Origin of the sequence: Dactylosporangium sp. NPDC000521, assembly GCF_042898305.1 — a bacterium.
In the GTDB taxonomy this organism is placed as follows: domain Bacteria; phylum Actinomycetota; class Actinomycetes; order Mycobacteriales; family Micromonosporaceae; genus Dactylosporangium.
Window position 1 is genome coordinate 155,595 of sequence record NZ_JBIAYW010000013.1, and the last position, 18,073, is coordinate 173,667.

The 18,073-nt window shown below is 72.6% G+C and carries 14 protein-coding genes; 7 read left to right on the plus strand and 7 right to left on the minus strand.

Translation table 11 applies throughout. The features are described 5' to 3' along the window. Positions 1 to 1,083 (minus strand): Rv2231c family pyridoxal phosphate-dependent protein CobC, encoded by a 1,083-nt coding sequence (cobC, locus tag ACFY3L_RS35965; RefSeq protein WP_389334876.1) that lies wholly within the window; start codon positions 1,081 to 1,083, stop codon positions 1 to 3. Between cobC and ACFY3L_RS35970 the strand changes: the two genes are divergently transcribed. After that, complete coding sequence (locus ACFY3L_RS35970; protein ID WP_389334602.1) at positions 1,050 to 3,233, plus strand: transglycosylase domain-containing protein; 2,184 nt, start codon at positions 1,050 to 1,052, stop codon at positions 3,231 to 3,233. The genes cobC and ACFY3L_RS35970 overlap by 34 nt on opposite strands. Here the strand turns inward: ACFY3L_RS35970 and ACFY3L_RS35975 are convergent. Both ACFY3L_RS35975 and ACFY3L_RS35980 read right to left on the minus strand, forming a co-directional pair. Beyond that, entirely contained in the window at positions 3,217 to 3,801 is a 585-nt protein-coding gene (locus ACFY3L_RS35975; RefSeq protein ID WP_389334605.1) for a GNAT family N-acetyltransferase, read from the minus strand. The genes ACFY3L_RS35970 and ACFY3L_RS35975 overlap by 17 nt on opposite strands. Beyond that, entirely contained in the window at positions 3,801 to 6,512 is a 2,712-nt protein-coding gene (locus ACFY3L_RS35980) for a cobyrinate a,c-diamide synthase (protein WP_389334608.1), read from the minus strand. Before ACFY3L_RS35980 ends, ACFY3L_RS35975 begins: the two co-directional genes overlap by 1 nt. A gap of 96 nt (positions 6,513 to 6,608) precedes the next feature. Between ACFY3L_RS35980 and ACFY3L_RS35985 the strand changes: the two genes are divergently transcribed. Then, positions 6,609 to 7,394: an SURF1 family protein gene (locus tag ACFY3L_RS35985; protein ID WP_389334611.1), complete on the plus strand. Its 786-nt coding sequence runs from the start codon at positions 6,609 to 6,611 to the stop codon at positions 7,392 to 7,394. 641 nt (positions 7,395 to 8,035) lie between these two features. On the opposite strand, the gene ACFY3L_RS35990 is transcribed toward ACFY3L_RS35985, so the two are convergent. The 4 genes from ACFY3L_RS35990 to ACFY3L_RS36005 all read right to left on the minus strand — a co-directional run bounded on the left by ACFY3L_RS35990 (position 8,036) and on the right by ACFY3L_RS36005 (position 11,733). Then, positions 8,036 to 9,562, minus strand: a complete 1,527-nt coding sequence (locus tag ACFY3L_RS35990; protein WP_389334614.1) for an ATP-dependent DNA ligase — start codon at positions 9,560 to 9,562, stop codon at positions 8,036 to 8,038. 37 nt (positions 9,563 to 9,599) lie between these two features. Then, on the minus strand, positions 9,600 to 9,836 hold the full coding sequence (locus ACFY3L_RS35995; protein WP_389334617.1) for a hypothetical protein: 237 nt from the start codon (positions 9,834 to 9,836) through the stop codon (positions 9,600 to 9,602). Between the two features lie 84 nt (positions 9,837 to 9,920). Then, positions 9,921 to 11,402 carry a putative bifunctional diguanylate cyclase/phosphodiesterase gene (locus ACFY3L_RS36000; RefSeq protein WP_389334621.1) on the minus strand — a complete coding sequence of 494 codons (1,482 nt, stop codon included), beginning with the start codon at positions 11,400 to 11,402 and terminating at the stop codon, positions 9,921 to 9,923. A 112-nt stretch (positions 11,403 to 11,514) separates the two neighbouring features. Further along, a complete protein-coding gene (locus tag ACFY3L_RS36005; RefSeq protein ID WP_033364102.1) occupies positions 11,515 to 11,733 on the minus strand; it encodes a hypothetical protein in 219 nt (72 codons plus the stop codon). A gap of 406 nt (positions 11,734 to 12,139) precedes the next feature. Here ACFY3L_RS36005 and ACFY3L_RS36010 point away from each other — a divergent pair, with 406 nt between their 5' ends. From ACFY3L_RS36010 to ACFY3L_RS36030, 5 genes are all read left to right on the plus strand, one after another. After that, positions 12,140 to 13,831, plus strand: a complete 1,692-nt coding sequence (locus ACFY3L_RS36010) for a DNRLRE domain-containing protein (protein ID WP_389334624.1) — start codon at positions 12,140 to 12,142, stop codon at positions 13,829 to 13,831. A 225-nt stretch (positions 13,832 to 14,056) separates the two neighbouring features. Then, the gene (locus ACFY3L_RS36015) at positions 14,057 to 15,610 is read left to right on the plus strand and encodes a S8 family serine peptidase (protein ID WP_389334627.1); all 1,554 of its coding nucleotides are present in this window, start codon (positions 14,057 to 14,059) and stop codon (positions 15,608 to 15,610) included. A 151-nt stretch (positions 15,611 to 15,761) separates the two neighbouring features. Further along, on the plus strand, positions 15,762 to 16,388 hold the full coding sequence (locus ACFY3L_RS36020; protein WP_389334630.1) for an SRPBCC family protein: 627 nt from the start codon (positions 15,762 to 15,764) through the stop codon (positions 16,386 to 16,388). Positions 16,389 to 16,508: 120 nt separating this feature from the next. After that, positions 16,509 to 16,883, plus strand: a complete 375-nt coding sequence (locus ACFY3L_RS36025; RefSeq protein ID WP_203847576.1) for a response regulator transcription factor — start codon at positions 16,509 to 16,511, stop codon at positions 16,881 to 16,883. Beyond that, positions 16,880 to 17,983: a HEAT repeat domain-containing protein gene (locus ACFY3L_RS36030; RefSeq protein ID WP_389334633.1), complete on the plus strand. Its 1,104-nt coding sequence runs from the start codon at positions 16,880 to 16,882 to the stop codon at positions 17,981 to 17,983. The genes ACFY3L_RS36025 and ACFY3L_RS36030 overlap by 4 nt, the downstream gene beginning before the upstream one ends. Positions 17,984 to 18,073: the final 90 nt, after the last annotated feature.

An 18,073-nucleotide genomic window follows, 5' to 3' on the forward strand; every position in this document is an offset into this window, starting at 1 on the left:
TCACCCTCCCAGTACCTTGGACAACACCGCGACGAACGCGTCACTCGTGGCAGTGTCCCGCACCGCAATACGTAACCAGTCCGAGCCCAGTCCCGGGAACGTTTCGCCACGTCGCACCGCGAAGCCGTGCCCGCGCAGCGCCTCCCGGACCCGCCCGCCATCGACGACCCTGACCAGGACGAACGAGCTGCGTGGTACACCGGCGACCTCGACACCCGCGGCCCGCAGCGCGGCGACGAGATGGTCTCGGTCCGCCGTGAGCCGCTCGGCGATGGCCCGCTCGGTCTCGACGGCGAGGGGCGACGCGCAGGCGGTGGCGGCGGCGAGGGCGGGGGTGGAGACGCTCCACAGCGGCGCGTGCCGGTCGAGCTCGGCGATCAGGTCGCGGGGGCCGAGGACGTAGCCGATGCGCAGGCCGGCGAGGCCCCAGGTCTTGGTCAGGCTGCGGATGACGACGACGTCGCGGTTGCGGCTGAGCGATTCGGGCTCTCCCGGCACGGTGTCCGCGAACGCCTCGTCGACGACGACCGTCCGGCCGGGCCGAACCCACGACGCTATCTGCCCGGATTCGTGCAGACATGAGGTTGGATTGGTGGGGTTTCCGACGATGACGAGATCTGCCGACTCCGGCGGATCTTTCAGTGTGAATCCGTCACGCGGGTCCAGCAGCAGCCGGTCCACGGCATGGCCCGCGGTCAGCAGCGCGCTCTCCGGCTCGGTGAACTGCGGATGCACCACCACCGCGTGCCGGGGGCGCAGCACCTGGGCGAGCAGCGTGAACGCCTGCGCCGCGCCGGCCGTCAGCAGCACCTCGTCCACCGGCCGGCCGTGCCGCGCCGCGATCGCCCCGGTCGCCTCCGTCCGGTCCGGGTACCGCGCGAGGTGCGCCAGGGACGCCGTGACCGGGTCCGTGAGCCACGACGGGGGTGTCTCCTGTCGCACGTTGACCGCCAGATCGACCAGACCCGGCGCGACCTCGGCATCGCCGTGGAACCGCAGCATCAGGCGATCGTCGCGTACGGAACGGCGAATTGTCCTAGCTTGGAGGTGTGATCGCGCGCACGCTACGAGTGGCCGGCGGATTCCTGGCCCTCGTCCGGACCGGCCTCATCGTCGGGCTCGCGATCGCCGCCCTGGTCTATCCCATGGTCGCGCTCACCGGCGTGGGCGTGAAGCGCGGCACCGACGCCCTGGCGATGCCGGTCGGCGCGCTGCGGTCCTCCCTGCCGGCGCAGACCAGCCACGTCTACGCGGCCGACGGCACGACCCTCCTCGCCCAGTTCTACGAGGAGTACCGCACGTACACCACCCTCGACACCGTCTCGCCCACGATGCAGCAGGCCATCGTCGCCGCCGAGGACGCCCGCTTCTGGGAGCACCACGGCGTCGACTTCAAGGGCGTCGCGCGGGCGTTCGTCGCGAACCAGAAGGCCGGCTCGGTGTCGCAGGGCGCGTCGACGCTCACCATGCAGTACGTGCGCAACGCGCTGCGCGACAGCGCCGACACCCCGGCCGAGGTGTCGGAGGCGACCGAGCAGACCGGCGCCCGGAAGCTGCGCGAGATGAAGCTCGCCATCGAGCTCGAGAAGCACATGAGCAAGACCGAGATCCTGGAGCGGTACCTCAACGTCGCCTACTTCGGTCACCGCGCCTACGGCGTCCTCGCCGCCGCCGAGGTGTACTTCTCGAAGCGCCCCGCCGACCTCACCGTGCCCGAGGCGGCGCTGCTGGCCGGGCTGGTGCAGGCGCCGTCCTCGTACGACCCGGCGGCCACCGACGCGACGGCCGCCACCGCCCGGCGCGACTACGTCATCGACCGCATGGCCGCGCTCGGGTACGTCAACGCCACCGACGCCGCCGCCGCCCGCGCCACCCCGATCGCGCTGAAGCTCAGCGAACCACCGAACGACTGCCTGGAGACCAGGGCCGGCTGGGGGTTCTTCTGCGCGATGTTCCGGTCCTGGTGGGCCGCGCAGCCCGGGCTCGGCGCCAACCCGCAGGAGCGCCTCGACCGGCTGCGGCGCGGCGGGTACACCGTGGTCACCTCGCTCGACCCGCGGATCCAGGACATCGCGCAGGCGCAGGTGCTGAAGCGGGAGAAGACCCGCAGCGCGTACGCGCTCGGGCAGGTCGCCCTCGAACCCGGCACCGGGCTGGTGCGGGCCATGGCCGTGAACCGCAACTACTCCCTCGACCGCGCCAGCAACGGCCCGCACTCCGACCCGCGCCAGCGCAAGCGGCTGCGCGGCAACTACCCGAACACCGTCAACCCGCTGCTCGGCGGCGGCGACATGGCCGGCTACCAGGCCGGGTCGACGTTCAAGATGTTCACGATGCTCGCCGCCCTCGAACAGGGCATGCCGCTGTCCACCGCGATCAACTCGCCGAAGACGTTCGTCTCCAAGTACAAGACGGGCCGCGACAGCCCGGCGCGCTGCGGCCTCGACAGCTGGTGCCCCTCCAACGCCTCGGCGTCCATGACCGGCCGGCACACCATGTGGTCGGGCTTCGGCAGGTCCGTCAACACGTACTTCGTGCAGCTTGAGCAGCGGGTCGGCGCCGAGGCCGCGGTCCGCATGGCCGAGCGTCTCGGGCTGCACTGGCGCACCGGCATCGACAAGCTGCAGGCCTCCCCCGCGAAGGCGAAGACCTGGGGCGCCTTCACCCTCGGCGTCGCCGACACCACCCCGCTCGAGATGGCCGGCGCGTTCGCCACGGTCGCCGCCGACGGCACCCACTGCGAGCCGATCCCCGTCGTCTCCATCCGGCAGCAGGACGGCTCCGAGGCCCTGGATGCCAAAGGTGTACCGGTGGCCCGCCCCCGCTGCACCCAGGTGATCTCCCCGGACGTCGCCCGCGGCGCGATCGACGCGGCCCGCTGCGTCACGGGGTTCAAGGCGGCGACGGGTGACTGCGGCGGCTCCGGTACCGCGGCGCGCGTCTACTCGACGGTCCGCCGGCCCGTCGCGGGCAAGTCAGGCACGACGGACGACAACCGGGCCGCCTGGTTCGTCGGCATGACGCCGGGGCTGACGGTCGCCGGGTTCATCGCCGACCCCGACAACCCGCTGCACCGGGTCGGCTCCGAGAACGCCGGCAAGCCCCGCGAGACGGTCGCCGAGACGCTGCGCGACGCGCTCGCCGGCACCGCCGTGCGCCAGTTCACGCCGCCCAGCGATCTCGTCGCCTACGGTTCGAACGCCAAGCCCCGCGCGCTCAAACCCCGCCGCTGATGTCGGCCGGGACCAGCGACCAGCTCTCGAGGTCCACCCGGCCGGAGTGCAGCGACCCCGCGTTGCGCATGAGCCCCTCGTACGTGAAGCCGGCCTTCTCCGCGACCCGCCGCGACGCGACGTTGCCGGGAGCGACCCGCAGCTCGATGCGCTGGAACCGGTGCTCCAGCAGCAGGGACAGGGCGAGGACGTCGACCGCCTCGGGCGCGACGCCGTAGCCGCGGGCGTCGGGGGCCACCGCGTACGCGATCTCCGTCGACCTGGTCAGCCAGTCCGTGTTCTTCGTCCACAGGCAGCCGACGAGCCGCTCGTCCTCGCGCCGCACGATCCCGTAGTGGTCGCCGGCGCCGCTGTCCCGGCGCTCGACGGCCAGCTCCGTGCACCAGGCGTAGCCGTCGAACTCGCTGTTGTCGTCCTGCGCGATCGGCAGCCACCGCCGGACGAGCTTGTCGGCGAAGATCTCACCGACCCGCTTGTCGTCGTCGGCGCACAGCGGGCGCACCGTGAGCCTGGGCGTCTGGACCGACAGCGACGGGAAGCGGCGCAGCGCCACCGACCAGGTCGACACTATGCGGCCTCCGTCGCGCCGCCGGCGGGCGGGCCCGACGTCGGCGGGCCGTCCTCGCCCTCCGCCTGCGGCTCCCGCGTCGCGGCCGTCCGCTGCGTCGGGGCCGGTGGTGCGGAGACCGGGTCGTTCTCCTGGACCGGCAGCCGCAGGTACGCCGTCGGCGCCTCCTCCAGGCGCTCGCCGGCGGGGATCACCGTCATCCCGCCCGGCGCCGCCGACACGGGCGCGGCGACGGTCGGCATCGGGGCGGACGAGACCGGCACGGCCGCCGACGTCGCCGGCGCGCCCGGCCACGGGTGGCCGCTCCCGGCGCTCGACGGAGGGGTCGACACCGGCCCGGACGCGCCGACGGAGCCGGCGGCCTCGGCGGCGCCCGCCTGGCCGGTCGCGATCACGGCGTCCGCCGCGACGGCACCCGCGCCGGCCACGCCGGGCCCGGACACGGGGCTGGACGCGGCGACGGTCCCGGCCGCCTCGGCGGCGTCGTCGGGGGCCGTGCCCGCGAGTGGGGTCGAGGTGGACATGGGCGGGGCGGAGACAGTCGTCGGCACAACCCCAGACGATGGCAGCCCGGAGGCCGTCGCGGGCGCGTTCCCGGTGGAAGACACCTGAATGCTCGCCCCAGCAGTCGCGGTGTCCGCTCCGGCGCCGCTCGTCACCGCAGTTTCCGCCCCGGCAGTTTCCGCTGCCGCGGTTTCCCCGGCGGTCTCCGCTCCGGCGGTTTCCGCTCCGGCGGTCTGGCTCGCGGAGGCGAGGGCGACCGCGACCCGGCTGGTGGGGCCGAACGGGCTCGACGCGATGCCGTCCTGCTCGTCCTGGTCGCCGCGCTGCTCGTCGTACTGCTCGCCGTACTGCTCGCCGTACTGGTCGTCGTCCTGGGCGGCGGCCACGGCCGGCGGCTCCTGGACGACGAGGGCGGCGGTCGGCGGCTCCTGGGCGCTCGTCACCGCGATCGCGCCCGGGCCGACCACCGGGGCGGGCGGCGAGTACGTCGCCGGCGGGGCGGTGTACCCGGCCGGTGCCGAGACCGGGCCGGGGACCGACACGGGGCTGGCGGCCGGTGGCGTGCCCGGGGCGGGCGGGGCGAAGCCGGCCGGGGCGGAGACGGGGCTCGCGCCGGGCGGGGCCGGGGTGCGCGCCGGCTCGGGCTTGGTCAGGCCGATCCGGGCGTCGCCCGTGTCCGGCGCCGCCGGCACGCCGGCCGTGCCGCTCACGGGGGCGGCCGGGAACTGCAGGGTCGTGCCGCTCGACGGGGGTTGCGCCGGCGGTACCACGGACGGACGGCCATAAGGATGGGTGCTCGGTGTCGTCCACTGCCCGTGCACGGGCGTGGCGGTGGCGCCGGCCGCGGCCACGAAACGGGACGCGATCGACGGCGTGCCGGCCCAGTGCAGGCCGAGGTACGACGCGTGGACGCCGCGGTGCACGAAGCCCTCCGCGGGCCCGCCGGCCCAGGTCCAGGCGGCCTGCAGGCCGGCCCGTGGGCTGATCGTGGTCCGGTGCATCTTGTGCCCGACGACCTGGGCACCCACCGGGAGCAGCACCGACGAGGTGCGGGCGGTCGCCTCCCGGTAGCCCAGGACGACCAGGTCGGTCTCGCGGGCCGAGGCGTCGATGACTCCGCACATGGGCCGGCCGTTGAAGTCGCGGCAGAGCCACACCAGCCCGGTGCCCTCCGCGGCGATCGGCTTGCCGGCCGCGGCGTGCGCGGCGACAGCGGCGCGGAGGCGGGTGTTGAAGCCGAGCTCCTCGGCGTACGACTCGGGGAGCGCGCCACCGACGACGAGACCGTCGACGCCGGCGGGGAGCGCCTCGTCGCGCAGCGGGTCGAACGGCACGACCTCGGCACCGGCGGCGGTGAGCAGCTCGGCGGTCTCCGGGTAGGAGAACGCCACCCCGATGATCGGGCGGCGGCCGATGCGCGTGACGGCCGGATCGGCGACCCGCGCGGCGGCGACCTCCTCCGCGGCGTTCCACGGGTCGGTGGTGAGCCGTGGCGCGGAGCGGGCCAGGGCCATCACCCGGTCGATGTCGACGGCCCCCGAGATCACCTCGCCGAGGCGCCGCACCGCGCGGACCGCGTCGAGGTTGTGGTGCACCACCGGCGCGACCCCGTGGTGCCGCGACGGCAGCGGCGCGCCGGCGTCACCGATGTCGGTGAGCGCGTGGCGACGCAGCGCGCCGAGCACCGGCACCCCGATGTCATCGAGCGCCTCGCGCAGCAGCTGCTCGTGCCGCGAGGAGGCGACCCGGTTGAGGATGACGCCGCCGAGCCAGAGGAGCTCGTCGTACGCGCGGAAACCGTGCACCAGAGCGGCGACCGACTGCCCCATGGCGCCGACGTCCACGACCAGGACCACGGGCGCCCGCAGCAGGCCGGAGATCTGCGCCGTGGACTCGCTGTCGGTGCGCCCCGCGAGCCCGTCGAACAGCCCCATCGTGCCCTCGACGACCGCGATGTCCAGCGACTGGGCCCCGTGTGCGAACAGCGGCCCCACCCGCTTCGCCCCGATCATCCGCGGATCGAGATTCCGCCCCGGCCGCCCCGCGGCCAGCCCGAGATACGCGGCGTCGACGTGGTCCGGACCGATCTTGAACCCGGCGGCCCGGTAACCCCGGGCCGACAGCGCGGACAGCAGGCCCACGGAAACGGCGGTCTTGCCGTGACCGGAGGATGGCGCGCTGATCACCAGCCTCGGGATCGTGCTCATGATGCTCCTCTGGCGTTGGGGCAAACGTGTGTCCCGGACGATACCGGGTGGGCGCCACCGCAACTGTCCGGAACGCACCGGATACCGTTCTTGCTTGTGTACCGGTTTCTCGCGTCGCCCCGGTGGCTCGGCTACGCCGCGCTGACCGTCGCCGCCGCGACGGTCATGGTGCTGTTGGGCTTCTGGCAGCTCGACCGTTATCACCAGCGCGCGTCGATCAACGCCCGCATCACGGCGGGCACGTCGGCCACCCCTGTCCCGCTCACCGACGCCGTCCCCCGCCCCGCCGGCGCCCCCGGCACCACCGGCGCCGCCCCCCACGCCGACACGGAGTGGCTCCGCGTCCAGGTCACCGGCAGGTTCGACCCGTCCCGCGAGATCCTGGTCCGCGGCCGCACCGTCGAGGGCCGGGTCGGCTTCGAGGTCCTGACCCCGCTGGTCCTGCCCGACGGCACCGCCGTGCTCGTCGACCGCGGCTGGGTGCCCCCCGCCGAGTCGGGCGCCCTCGCCATGCCGTCGGTGCCCGCCGCCCCGCCCGGCGAGCAGACCGTCCTCGGCCGCCTCCGCCCGTCGGAGAGCCGCGGCGGCCAGCCGAAGGAGGTCAACGGCCGCCTGGAGATCCGCCGCATCACCCCGTCGGCGATCGCCCCGTCGATGCCCTACCCGGTGTACAACGCCTACGTCAGCACCGACCAGCCCGCCCCCGGCCTGACCGCGGTGGCTCCCGAGAAGCAGAACGCCCTGCAGAACGCCGGCTACGTCCTGCAGTGGTGGCTCCTGGCCGCCCTCACGCTGTGCGGTTTCGCCTACCTGGCCCGCAAGGAAGCCCGAGGCCCCGAACCCGAGGACCTCCTCGACGACCTCGAGAACTCCCCCGCATAGCCCGCCCCCGCTCAGCTCCCCCGCGACGCATGATCGAAGGACGGATCCGGCTGCCCACACGACCAGAACCATCCTTGGATCACGACCTGATCGCCACTAGGCCGCGCCGATGCGCGCGCCACACCGAACCCAGAGCCGCCGCGCCCCGCCATGCCACTGGGGCAGCCGCCGTTTGACAGCGCGGACGGCGCGCCTCGTGCCGACGTGCCCGACGCCCGCGTTCGGTGCCGGCCAGATGAGGCTGCTGCCCGGCCCCCACTGCCCGGCGCCGGAGGTGGCAGCGCGGTATTGCCGACAGCGCGGCCCGCCCGCTGCCGAGTCAGGTGGTGCCAGCCCGCCCGCTGCCAGAATTCAGAATTGCTGAATGTCGTGAAGTCCGAGCGGGTAGCGCCACCCAAACTGCCGACCCGGGCAGACAGCGCCGCCCCAACCACCGGCGCAAGTGGACGGCACGAGCCACACCGCCGGCGCCAGCGGCACGGCGCGAGCCGACCTGACTGCGAAGGCGAAGGCGGGACAGCGCGAGTCAAACCGTCGCGGTGCGGGTGGGCGGTGTGGGTCGAAGTGGACGGGAAGGCTCAGTGGCAGGCCGCCGGTGGAGTGGTCGGATGGCGGCGGGGCAGAGTCGAAGGGCTCACGGGTCAGGAGTCGGTGGTGTGCGTGGAGGCGTGGATGGCCCGGACGGCGTCGATGGTGTCGGCGTCTTCGGGGCGCTTGTCCTCGCGGTACCGCAGGACGCGGGCGAAGCGCAGGGCCACGCCGCCGGGATAGCGGGGTGACTTCTGGACGCCGTCGAAGGCGATCTCCACGACCAGCTCGGGGCGGACCGTGACGACCCAGTCGGACTCCTCGACGGCGAGGGACTTCAGGCGGTCGGTCTGCCAGCGGAGCATCTCGTCGGTCATGCCCTTGAAGGTCTTGCCGAGCATGACGAAGCCGCCGTTGCCGGGGTCACGGGCGCCGAGGTGGAGGTTGGACAGCAGGCCCTTGCGGCGGCCGTGGCCCCACTCGACGGCGAGGACGACCAGGTCGAGGGTGTGGCGGGGCTTGACCTTGACCCAGGCGGAGCCGCGCCGGCCGACGTCATAAGGGGCGGCGGCGGACTTGATGACGAGGCCCTCGTGGCCGGCGGCGACGGCGGCGGCGAAGACGCGCTCGGCGTCCTCGGGTGAGGTGAGCATGGTGCGCTCGACGCGCAGGCCGGCGGGCACGGCGCGCTCCAGGGCCGCCCAGCGCACGGAGGCCGGCTCGTCGAGCAGGTCGGTGCCGTCGAGGTGCAGGATGTCGAAGAAGAACGGCTGGAGCACGGCGGCGCCGTCGCGGCGGGCGGCCCGGCTGGAGGTCTCCTGGAAGGGGATGGCGCGGCCGGTGTCGTCGACGCCGACGGCCTCGCCGTCGAGGACGATCGAGGTGACGTCGAGGGCGCGGACGGCCTCGACGACCACGGGGACGCGGGCGGTGAGGTCGTCGAGGCTGCGGCTGAAGACCGAGATCTGGTCGCCGTCGCGGTGGACCTGGATGCGGACGCCGTCGATCTTCGTGTCGGCTGCGGCGGGGACGCCCGTGTCGGCGAGGGCGTCGGTGGGGGTGGCGGCGCTCTGGGCGAGCATCGGGGAGAGCGGACGGCCGACGGTGAGCGCATAGCCGGCCAGGGCGTCGGCGCCGGCGGTGAGGGCGTCGACGGCCACGAGCTTCAGGTCGCCGGCGAGCAGCAGGGCGCGGCGGACCTGGGCGATGGGGACGCCGGAGGCGCGGGCGACGGCGTCGACGAGGAGTCCGGCCTGGGCGCCCTGCCGCAGCTCGCCGCTGAGCAGGCCGATCAGGAAGTGGCGCTCGGGCTCGGTGGCGGCGCCGAAGAGGTCGGCGACGAGCTGCCGCCGGGCGGCCTGGGAGCCCTTGCCGGACAGCCGCGCCATGGCGGCGAAGGCCTCGTCGACGTCGGTCACCGACAGCGTGGCGGTCTCGGCGGGCGGTGGGAGCTCCCGCAGCGACGCATAGCCGACGCCGGTCTGGCGCTGGCGCAGCTCACCGGACAGGTAGGAGGCGCCGGGCGAGAGCTCGGAAGGCTCCAGCTTCCGCAGCGCGTCGGCGAGTAGGTCGATCTTGGCGTTGCGCCCCGAGGTCCGCGCGACAGCGGCGGAGACGGAGGCCAGCTCGACGAATCTCATACCCCGGATTCTCACCCAGGGGTACGACAAGAACACCTCAGGCGGCGTACGCCAGCCGTACCGCGCCCAGAACCCAGCCCATCCGGTTGACGGCGGTGTCGGGGTGCTCCCCGAACTCGTGCGCGACCAGTGCGGCGCAGCCACGCGGCCCGTGCCGCCGGACGCTGCGCATCACCGCGGTGCGGATGCGCTCGGGATTCATCGGATCGGAGGACTGCACGTCGGAGACGAACAGTGCTTCGGCCCGGACGTGTTCCAGAAGCTGCGGCGTCATCTTGTACCCCCTTCGGCTGCCTCCAATCACACGCTCCCGCAGGTGTACCGCCGTGTCCGCCGGGTTGCGGACAGGGTGACACCGTCAAAACGACAGTCGCGCCGCGGGCAGCGGCCGGGAGTACAGGTAGCCCTGCGCGTACTGGCAGCCCAGCGCCTTCAGCGACGAGGCCTGCGCGGCGGTCTCGACCCCCTCGGCGACCGTGTGCAGCGACAGCCCCTCCGCCAGCTGCAGGATCGCCTTCATCAGCGGGGAGTCGACGCCCGACGCCGTGAAGGTCCGGTCGATCTTGAGGATGTCGACCGGGAGATGTACGAGATAGGCCAGCGACGAATAGCCGGTGCCGAAGTCGTCGACGGCGATCCGCACGCCCCGCTCCCGCAGCTTCCCGAGACGCGCCGTGCGCTCCGCGTCGTCGACGAGCACGGACTCGGTGAGCTCCAGGACCAGCGCGGCGGGTGGCAGCCCGGTCTCGTCGAGCACCGCGAGGACCCGCTCGGCGAAGTCCTCCTCGCGCAACTGGTGCCCGGACACGTTGACGGTGACGGCGACCCCGTCGCGCTCGAACCACGCCCGCGCGTCGGTGCACGCCTGCCGCAGCACCCACCAGCCCAGCGGCACGATCAGCCCGGTGGCCTCGGCGACCGGGACGAAGGTCAGCGGCGGCACCCCGCCGGCCGGCCAGCGCAGCAGCGCCTCGACCGCGGTGACCCGCTCGTCGAGAAGGCGGACGACCGGCTGGTAGTGCAGCTCGAACTCCGCGGCGGCGAGCGCCCGGCGCAGTCCGGAGGCCAGCTCGCGGTGCCGGGTGGCGGCGGTGCGCAGGTCGGGCTCGAACCGGACGACCCGGTCCTTGCCGGCCGTCTTCGCCGCGTCCAGGGCGAGGCCGGCGTCGCGCAGCACGTCGGCGGAGCTGCGCTGGTCACCGACCGCGACGAGCCCGGCGCTGCCGGTGAGGTGCACCTGGCGCCCCGCCACCGGGTACGACGGCCGCAACTGCGCGAACGCTGCCTCGAACGCATCCGAGGCGCCGCGCCAGACGACAGCGAACTCGTCGTCGCCGAGGCGGGCCAGGACGTCGGCGTCGGGCAGCGCCGCCCGCAGCCGGTGGGACACCTGCTTGAGCAGCACGTCGCCGGCCTCGTGGCCGAGCGTGTCGTTCACGTCCTTGAAGCCGTCGAGGTCGAGGAGCGCGACCGTGAACCCCGGCGGCGACGCCCCGGTGAGCACCTTGTCGAGCCGTTCGGTGAGCTGCCGCCGGTTGGCCAGCCCGGTCACCGGGTCACGGGTGGCGCGCTGCCGCAGCTCCCGCTCCAGCCCCTTGCTGCGCGCCGACGAGCTGGCGAGCGACCGCTTGAGCCGATCGGACCGCTGCCGCACCAGGAGCACCGCCGCACCGGCCGCGCCGAGCGCCACGAGCATCGCAAGGCCGGACAGCGCCTGCTGGAGCATCGCCGGTACAGACAGCGAAAACGCGACGAGAAACACTCCGGCGACGGCGAGCAGGGTGACGGGCCGGCCAACCATCGGGGCTGGGCGCGGGTGAGGGCTCGGCTTGCGTCGCACGCTCCGATGCTATCTATCACATATGCGATTTTTCGCTACCTAACGGACAACACGCGCGCAAGCAAAAGGCGGGCTTCCCCAATGGGAAAGCCCGCCTTCGCAGGTCGGCGTGTCAGCCGCGCCAGTCGAAGCCCGCCTCGACCACGATCTTGTCGGCGGTGGCGGCGATCCGGTCGGCGAACTTGTTGGTGTGGTGCCCGCAGAACGCCAGGTCACCGGCGGCGCCGAAGGTCACGCGAGCCTTGGCGGCGGCACCGCAGCTGTCGCAGCGCTCCCCCGTCAGCTCGGGGACGACGTGAACGGCCGGGCGCGAGATCAGCATCGGGGTCATCTCAGTCTCCTCGAGTCGAAGCGGTCAGCTGCTACTTGAAATGTGGCTTTTCTGAGTGTTGAGCCTTACCTACCTAACAGTACGTTCGCCGGAATTAAGCGACTAGTTCGTAAGCGTTGGCTTTTGGTCACAGGCAGGTTGCCGACTCTGTCCGTTCGTCTGATGCATCACTGGTGAACGTCACATACCCGCGCGGCAACTTCTCGACACCACCTGGCGTTTCCGCACTCCGCACGTTTGCCAGGTCCATTGTGGACAGCTCGCACAAGGCCCGGGCACCCGAACGGCAACGCACGGCGAACCGGGGGTGTACCCCGAGGTGGCGAATCTTGTGGAGGTCCGGATGACACCAGCCGGACGGCACCACCGCTCCACAGGATTTGTCTCCACGGAAGGGCCCACATACATGATTCGCCGCCACACCCGCGCATTGATGCCGCTCGCCGCCCTCACCATTGGTGCCACCGCCGGCACCGTGTCCCTCACCGGCGTGGCCGGCGCGGAGACCGCGGGCGCCGCCGGCGCGACCACAGGCGTCGTCCGCGCCGGCGCGGGTGAGGACGGCTACAGCTCCAGCAGCCGCCCGTCGTTCAACTTCGGCGCCTCCGGCACCCTCGTCGCCGGCCGCTCCGGCACCGACACGATGGTCACGTACCTGAAGTTCACGGTCGCGAACCCCGGCTCCGGTGCGACCGTCAAGAACGCCCAGGTCGTGCTGACCCGGGAGAGCAAGGCGCTGCCGAGCACCCTGTCGCTGAGCCGGGTCGCCGACACGACCTGGACCGAGAAGACCCTGACCGCGAAGAACGACCCGGCGATCGGCGCGGTCGTCAGCAACGTCAAGCCGAAGAGCGACGCGGCCACCGTCACCTTCGACGTCAGCGCGGTCGTCAAGGGCGCCGGGACGTACACGTTCGCGGTGACCTCCCGGGTCGCCAACACCCCGGCCCGCTTCAAGTCCTCCGAGGCGGCCACCGGCAAGCCCAGCCTGAACCTCACCGTCGTCCGGCCGGCCACCACCAAGCCGCCGGTGGAGGCCACCCCCACGCCGACCAAGCCGGCGCCCACCCCGACCAAGCCCGTGGCCACGCCGACGACGCCCGCCCCGACGACACCCGCCCCGACGACACCGGTGCCGACGACGCCGGCGGGTGGCTGCGCCGTCGACGCGAAGCTCGTCCCCTCCTGCGGCGTGCTGTGGGGCGCGGCCGCCGGCGGCTTCTCCGACGTGCCGCGCGACCAGGCGCTGAAGACGTTCGAGCAGAAGAGCGGCCGGACGTCGACGATCTACCACACGTACCACAAGGGCGACGAACTCTTCCCCACCAAGAGCGAAATCGCGATGACCAGCGACCCGGCCAACCCGCGGACGCTGATGCTGAACTGGAAGGTCGGCTACGGCACGAAGTGGGCCAACGTCGCCAACGGTGACCAGGACGCCCGCATCGACCGCCTCTCGACCTACATCAAGGCCAACTTCGGCACGAAGAAGTTCTTCATGGTCCTGCACCACGAGCCGGAGAACGACGTCGTCGCCACCGCGGGCTCGGGCATGACCGCCAAGGACTACGCCGCGATGTTCCGCCACACCGTCCTGCGCATGAAGGCCAACGGGGTCACCAACGCCGTCTTCGTCGTCGCCTACATGAACTACGAGAAGTGGAACAACACGTCCTGGTGGGGCGACCTCTACCCCGGCGACGACGTGGTGGACTGGGTCGGCGTCGACACCTACAACAACGCGCAGCCCGGCGGTTTCCACACCGGTGACTTCAACTACCTGATGAACCGCACCACCGACGCGGCGAAGTTCCCCGGCTGGTACACCTGGGCCACCACCAAGCACCCCGGCAAGCCCATCATGGTCGCCGAGTGGGGCGTCTACGACTCGTCGGCGGTCGTCGACGGCAAAAACAAGGCGAACGTGTTCGCCACCGTCCTGCCGCAGCTGGCGAAGATGCCGCAGATCAAGGGCCTGGTCTACTTCGAGACCGCCAAGGACCAGAACGGTCACGACATCCGCATGGACGACACCCCGGAGGCCCTCGCGGCGTTCCAGAAGATCGCCGCCGACCCGCGGTTCAACGTCAAGCTCTGACCCTCGTGAGAAAAAGGGCCGCCCGTTCCGGGCGGCCCTTTTCCATGTCCACCGATCGCCGGCCCGCGGCCCGAACGAGGGGACGGGGCAACTGCGCTGCTACCCGACGGGTCCCTGGAGCACCACCGACGGTCCGCAATCTTGTCTCCGCAAGGCAATGACAGCAGACCTGAAAGCAAGGGATGTAGAAATATGATGAACCGCCGCGTTCTCACCGTTCTGGCCATGACCGCCGCCGCTGCCGGCTCCTTCTCCTTCGCATCCGCCGCCGCGGCCGCCCCCGCCGAGGGCACCGTCCGCGGCGCCGGCGAGGCCGGGGCGCTCAAGGACCGCTACATCGTGGTCCTGAAGGACGGCTCGACGACGTCCTCCGACGCCCTCGCGGGCAAGGTCGGTGGCTCGGTGAGTGCACGGTTCGACAGCACCGTCAAGGGCTTTTCCGGCAAGATGAGCGCGACCTCCGCGCGCCGCCTCGCCGCCGACCCGGCCGTCAAGTACGTCGAGCAGGACCGCGTCGTCCACGTCGAGGCCACCCAGTCCGGCGCGACGTGGGGCCTGGACCGCATCGACCAGGCGGCCCTGCCACTGAACGGCAGCTACACCTACGGCCCGGCCGGCAACGTCACGGTGTACATCATCGACACCGGCATCCGGTTCACCCACAGCGAGTTCGGCGGCCGCGCCAAGTCCGGCTACGACTTCGTCGACAAGGACGCGGACGCGACGGACTGCCAGGGCCACGGCACGCACGTCGCCGGCACCGTCGGCGGCGCCACCTACGGCGTCGCCAAGGACGTCAAGCTCGTCGGCGTCCGGGTGCTGGACTGCCAGGGCAGCGGCTCCTACTCGCAGATCATCGCCGGCGTCGACTGGGTGACGAAGAACGCCGTCAAGCCCGCCGTCGCCAACATGAGCCTCGGCGGCTCGGCCGGCTCCACGCTCGACGACGCGGTGAAGAAGTCGATCGCCTCGGGCGTCACGTACGCCGTCGCCGGTGGCAACGACTCCGCCAACGCCTGCACGAAGTCCCCGGCCCGCCTGCCCGAGGCGATCACCGTCGGCGCCACCGACAGCAAGGACGCCCGCGCCAGCTTCTCCAACTTCGGCAGCTGCCTGGACCTGTTCGCGCCCGGCGTGAGCATCCTGTCCAGCGCCAACAGCGGCAACACCGGCACGACCAAGATGAGCGGCACCTCGATGGCCACCCCGCACGTCGCCGGCGCGGCCGCCCTCTACCTGGCCGGTCACCCGACCGCCACCCCGGCGCAGGTCCGCGACGCGATCGTCAACGCCGCCGTCAGCGGCAAGGTGACGAGCGCCGGCTCCGGCTCGCCCAACAAGCTGCTCAACACCACCGCGCTGATCTCCACGACCCCGCCGGCCCCGCCGACGACCACCCCGACCACGCCGACGACCCCGACCACGCCGGCCACCTGCGCCGCGGTCTCCAACAACACCGACTTCTTCATCGCCGACCGCGCCACCGTCAGCAGCAAGGTCAGCATCGCCGGCTGCACCGGGACCGCCTCCAAGACCGCGACCGTCAAGGTGGCCGTGAAGCACACCGACCGTGGTGACCTGCGCGTCGACCTGATCGCCCCGGACGGCACCGACTACAAGCTCAAGTCCTCGATCTCCGGTGACGACGTGGCCAACCTGACCGCGACCTACACCGTGAACCTCTCCTCGGAGCCCCGCAACGGCGTGTGGACCCTCCGCGTGCAGGACGTCTTCGCCGGTGACACCGGCACGCTGGACACCTGGACCCTGACCGTCTGATTACTCACCTCCCCCGGTGACTGATGGCCCCCGCGCGACGGCGCGGGGGCCATCGGCATTGTCAACCGTTGCAGAAACCGCGAATCGGTCTCAACTAGGTCTTACCCGTCGGTACGGTGTTTGGCATCCGAGAGCTAGGGGGGACACCACCATGAGCACCGCGCGAGAGTCCATCGAGGTGGCCGTCCCGGCCGGGGTCGCGTACGAGCAGCTCACCCACTTCGAGAACTACCCGCAGTTCATGTCCGGGGTGATGAGCATGGCGCCGATCGACGCCTCGACGGCCCACATGGTGCTGGACCTCGGCGGCAACCGCGCGGAGTTCGACGCCCGGATCACCGAGACGCGCCCCGGCGAGTTCCTGTGCTGGGAGGCCCTCGACGGCCCGCAGGTCAGCGAGGCGCTGCGGCTGGAGCCGATGGCCGACGGCATGACCAGGGTCATCGCGGAGCTGCAGATCGACGCCCGGGAGCTGATGCCGACCGAGCAGCACGCCGTCGAGGTGCTCAACCGGCGGCTCAAGGCGGACCTCAAGGGCTTCAAGCGCTTCTGCGAGGAGGCCGCCACGAAGACCACCGTCAACCGCCCGGCCGCCACGACGGGGACCACCGCCAACCGGCCCGTGACGGCGACGCCGGCGACCATCGCGCGCGGCATCGCGTCGGCGTCCGGCATGACGCACGCCGCCAACGAACGCCCCCCGCAGGGACCGCCGGCGGCCGGCAACCTCGGCCCCATGCAGCACATGCAGGCCCGCGGCAGGCAGACCCGGATCTGAGTACTCCAGACAGAAGGGGCGCCGGCCGCAGGCCGGCGTCCTTCGTCGATCAGCGAACAATCACCCGAAAAGCCACATATGATGAAAACTCATAAAGGGTGAGAGGGGCGATGACTGCTCATGACCGCCATCCTGGTCGCCGACGATGACATGGACATCAGGGACCTCGTCGCCTTCAAGCTCGAGCAGGCCGGTTACGACGTCGTCGCGGTCGACAACGGGCTCGCCGCGCTCACCGAGGCGACCCAGAACCCGCCGGACCTCGTCGTGCTCGACGTCATGATGCCCGGCATGTCCGGCATCGACGTGTGCCGCCAGCTGCGGCAGGACGCCGGCACGAAGGCACTGCCGATCATCCTGCTCACGGCCCGCGCCCAGGAGGGCGACGTGGAGGTCGGCTTCGGCGCCGGCGCCGACGACTACATCGTCAAGCCTTTCAGCCCCCGGGAACTGGTGAGCCGCGTCGAGGCCGTGCTGGCGCGGATGCGCACGTGACGCTCGCCGGCGCCGCCCTCGTGGCGCTGGCCGTCCTGCTCGTCGCGGCGCTGGTCTTCGGCGGCCTCATCGTCGGCGGCCGGGCCGTGCGCCGCGCCCGCGAGGCCCGCCGCGCCAGGCTCGCCCAGCCCGCCCGCCGGCTGCTGCTCGCCATCGCCGCCGGGGACGACGACCCCGAGCAGGTCGAGGCGCTCGTGCGCCTGTCCGACGAGGTCTGGCAGGCGGTGGAGCCCAACGCGATCGCCCTGCTGGGCAAGGTCCGCGGCGAGGCGCACACCACGCTCGTCGACGTGTTCGAGCGCCGCGGCGCCGCCTGGCGGGCCCGCAGCCGGCTGCGCCGCCGTGACCCGGTCGCCCGCGCGCAGGCCGCCGAGGTGCTGGGCAACCTGGGCCGCAAGGACGCGCTGCTGCCGCTGTGCGACCTGCTCGGCGACCCCGACCCCGACGTCCGGGTGGTCGCCGCCCGCTCGCTCGGCCGCATCGGCGACGCCGGCGCGACCCAGCCGCTGCTCGCCACCCTGGCCAGCCGGCGCGTGGTGCCGCAGCAGGTCGTCGCGACCGCGCTGACCAGGCTCGGCACCGCCGCACAGGGGGCGCTGCTCGCCGGCCTCGACGATCCGCGGGCACCGATCCGCGCGACCGCCGCGGAGGTCCTCGGCCTCATCGGTGCCGCCGGCGCCACCGTACGGGTGGAGAGCGCCCTCCGCGCGGACCCCTCGATCGACGTGCGGGTCAGCGCCGCCCGTACCCTCGGCCGCCTCGGCACCCGCACCGCCCTGGCGCCACTGCTCGACTCCCTCGAGCCGGACCGCCCCGTCGCCCTGCGGGCGGAGGCCGCGAAGGCGCTCGGCGAGCTGGGCGCCGTCACCGCCGCGTCGGCGCTGACCGTGCTGCTGTCCGACATCGAGTACGTGGTGGCCCACAACGCGGCCCGCTCGCTGCTGCGGCTCGGCGGCGCGGGCCGGGCGGCGCTCACCGCGGCGGAGCACCGCGCCGAGACCGAGCCGGACGACGAGCGGGTCCTGCTCGGGGCCGCCCACGCCCGCGAGGCGCTGGCCGCGGCGGAGCTCGAAGACCACCGCAGGCAACTCGTGCCATGACCGGCCCGCAGCGGAGCGAGGAGCCGGTCATCAGGAGCACAGTCCCGCGGTCAGGCCGACGCCGGAGCGCAGCGGAGGTGGCGGCATGAC

Coding starts and splice junctions, on each gene's coding strand:
- ACFY3L_RS35980 (WP_389334608.1), bottom strand. CDS start 6,512: ATGAGCACGATCCCGAGGCTGGTGATCAGCGCGCCATCCTCCGGTCAC.
- ACFY3L_RS35990 (WP_389334614.1), bottom strand. CDS start 9,562: ATGAGATTCGTCGAGCTGGCCTCCGTCTCCGCCGCTGTCGCGCGGACC.
- ACFY3L_RS35995 (WP_389334617.1), bottom strand. CDS start 9,836: ATGACGCCGCAGCTTCTGGAACACGTCCGGGCCGAAGCACTGTTCGTC.
- ACFY3L_RS36005 (WP_033364102.1), bottom strand. CDS start 11,733: ATGACCCCGATGCTGATCTCGCGCCCGGCCGTTCACGTCGTCCCCGAG.
- ACFY3L_RS36010 (WP_389334624.1), top strand. CDS start 12,140: ATGATTCGCCGCCACACCCGCGCATTGATGCCGCTCGCCGCCCTCACC.
- ACFY3L_RS36015 (WP_389334627.1), top strand. CDS start 14,057: ATGACCGCCGCCGCTGCCGGCTCCTTCTCCTTCGCATCCGCCGCCGCG.
- ACFY3L_RS36020 (WP_389334630.1), top strand. CDS start 15,762: ATGAGCACCGCGCGAGAGTCCATCGAGGTGGCCGTCCCGGCCGGGGTC.
- ACFY3L_RS36025 (WP_203847576.1), top strand. CDS start 16,509: ATGACCGCCATCCTGGTCGCCGACGATGACATGGACATCAGGGACCTC.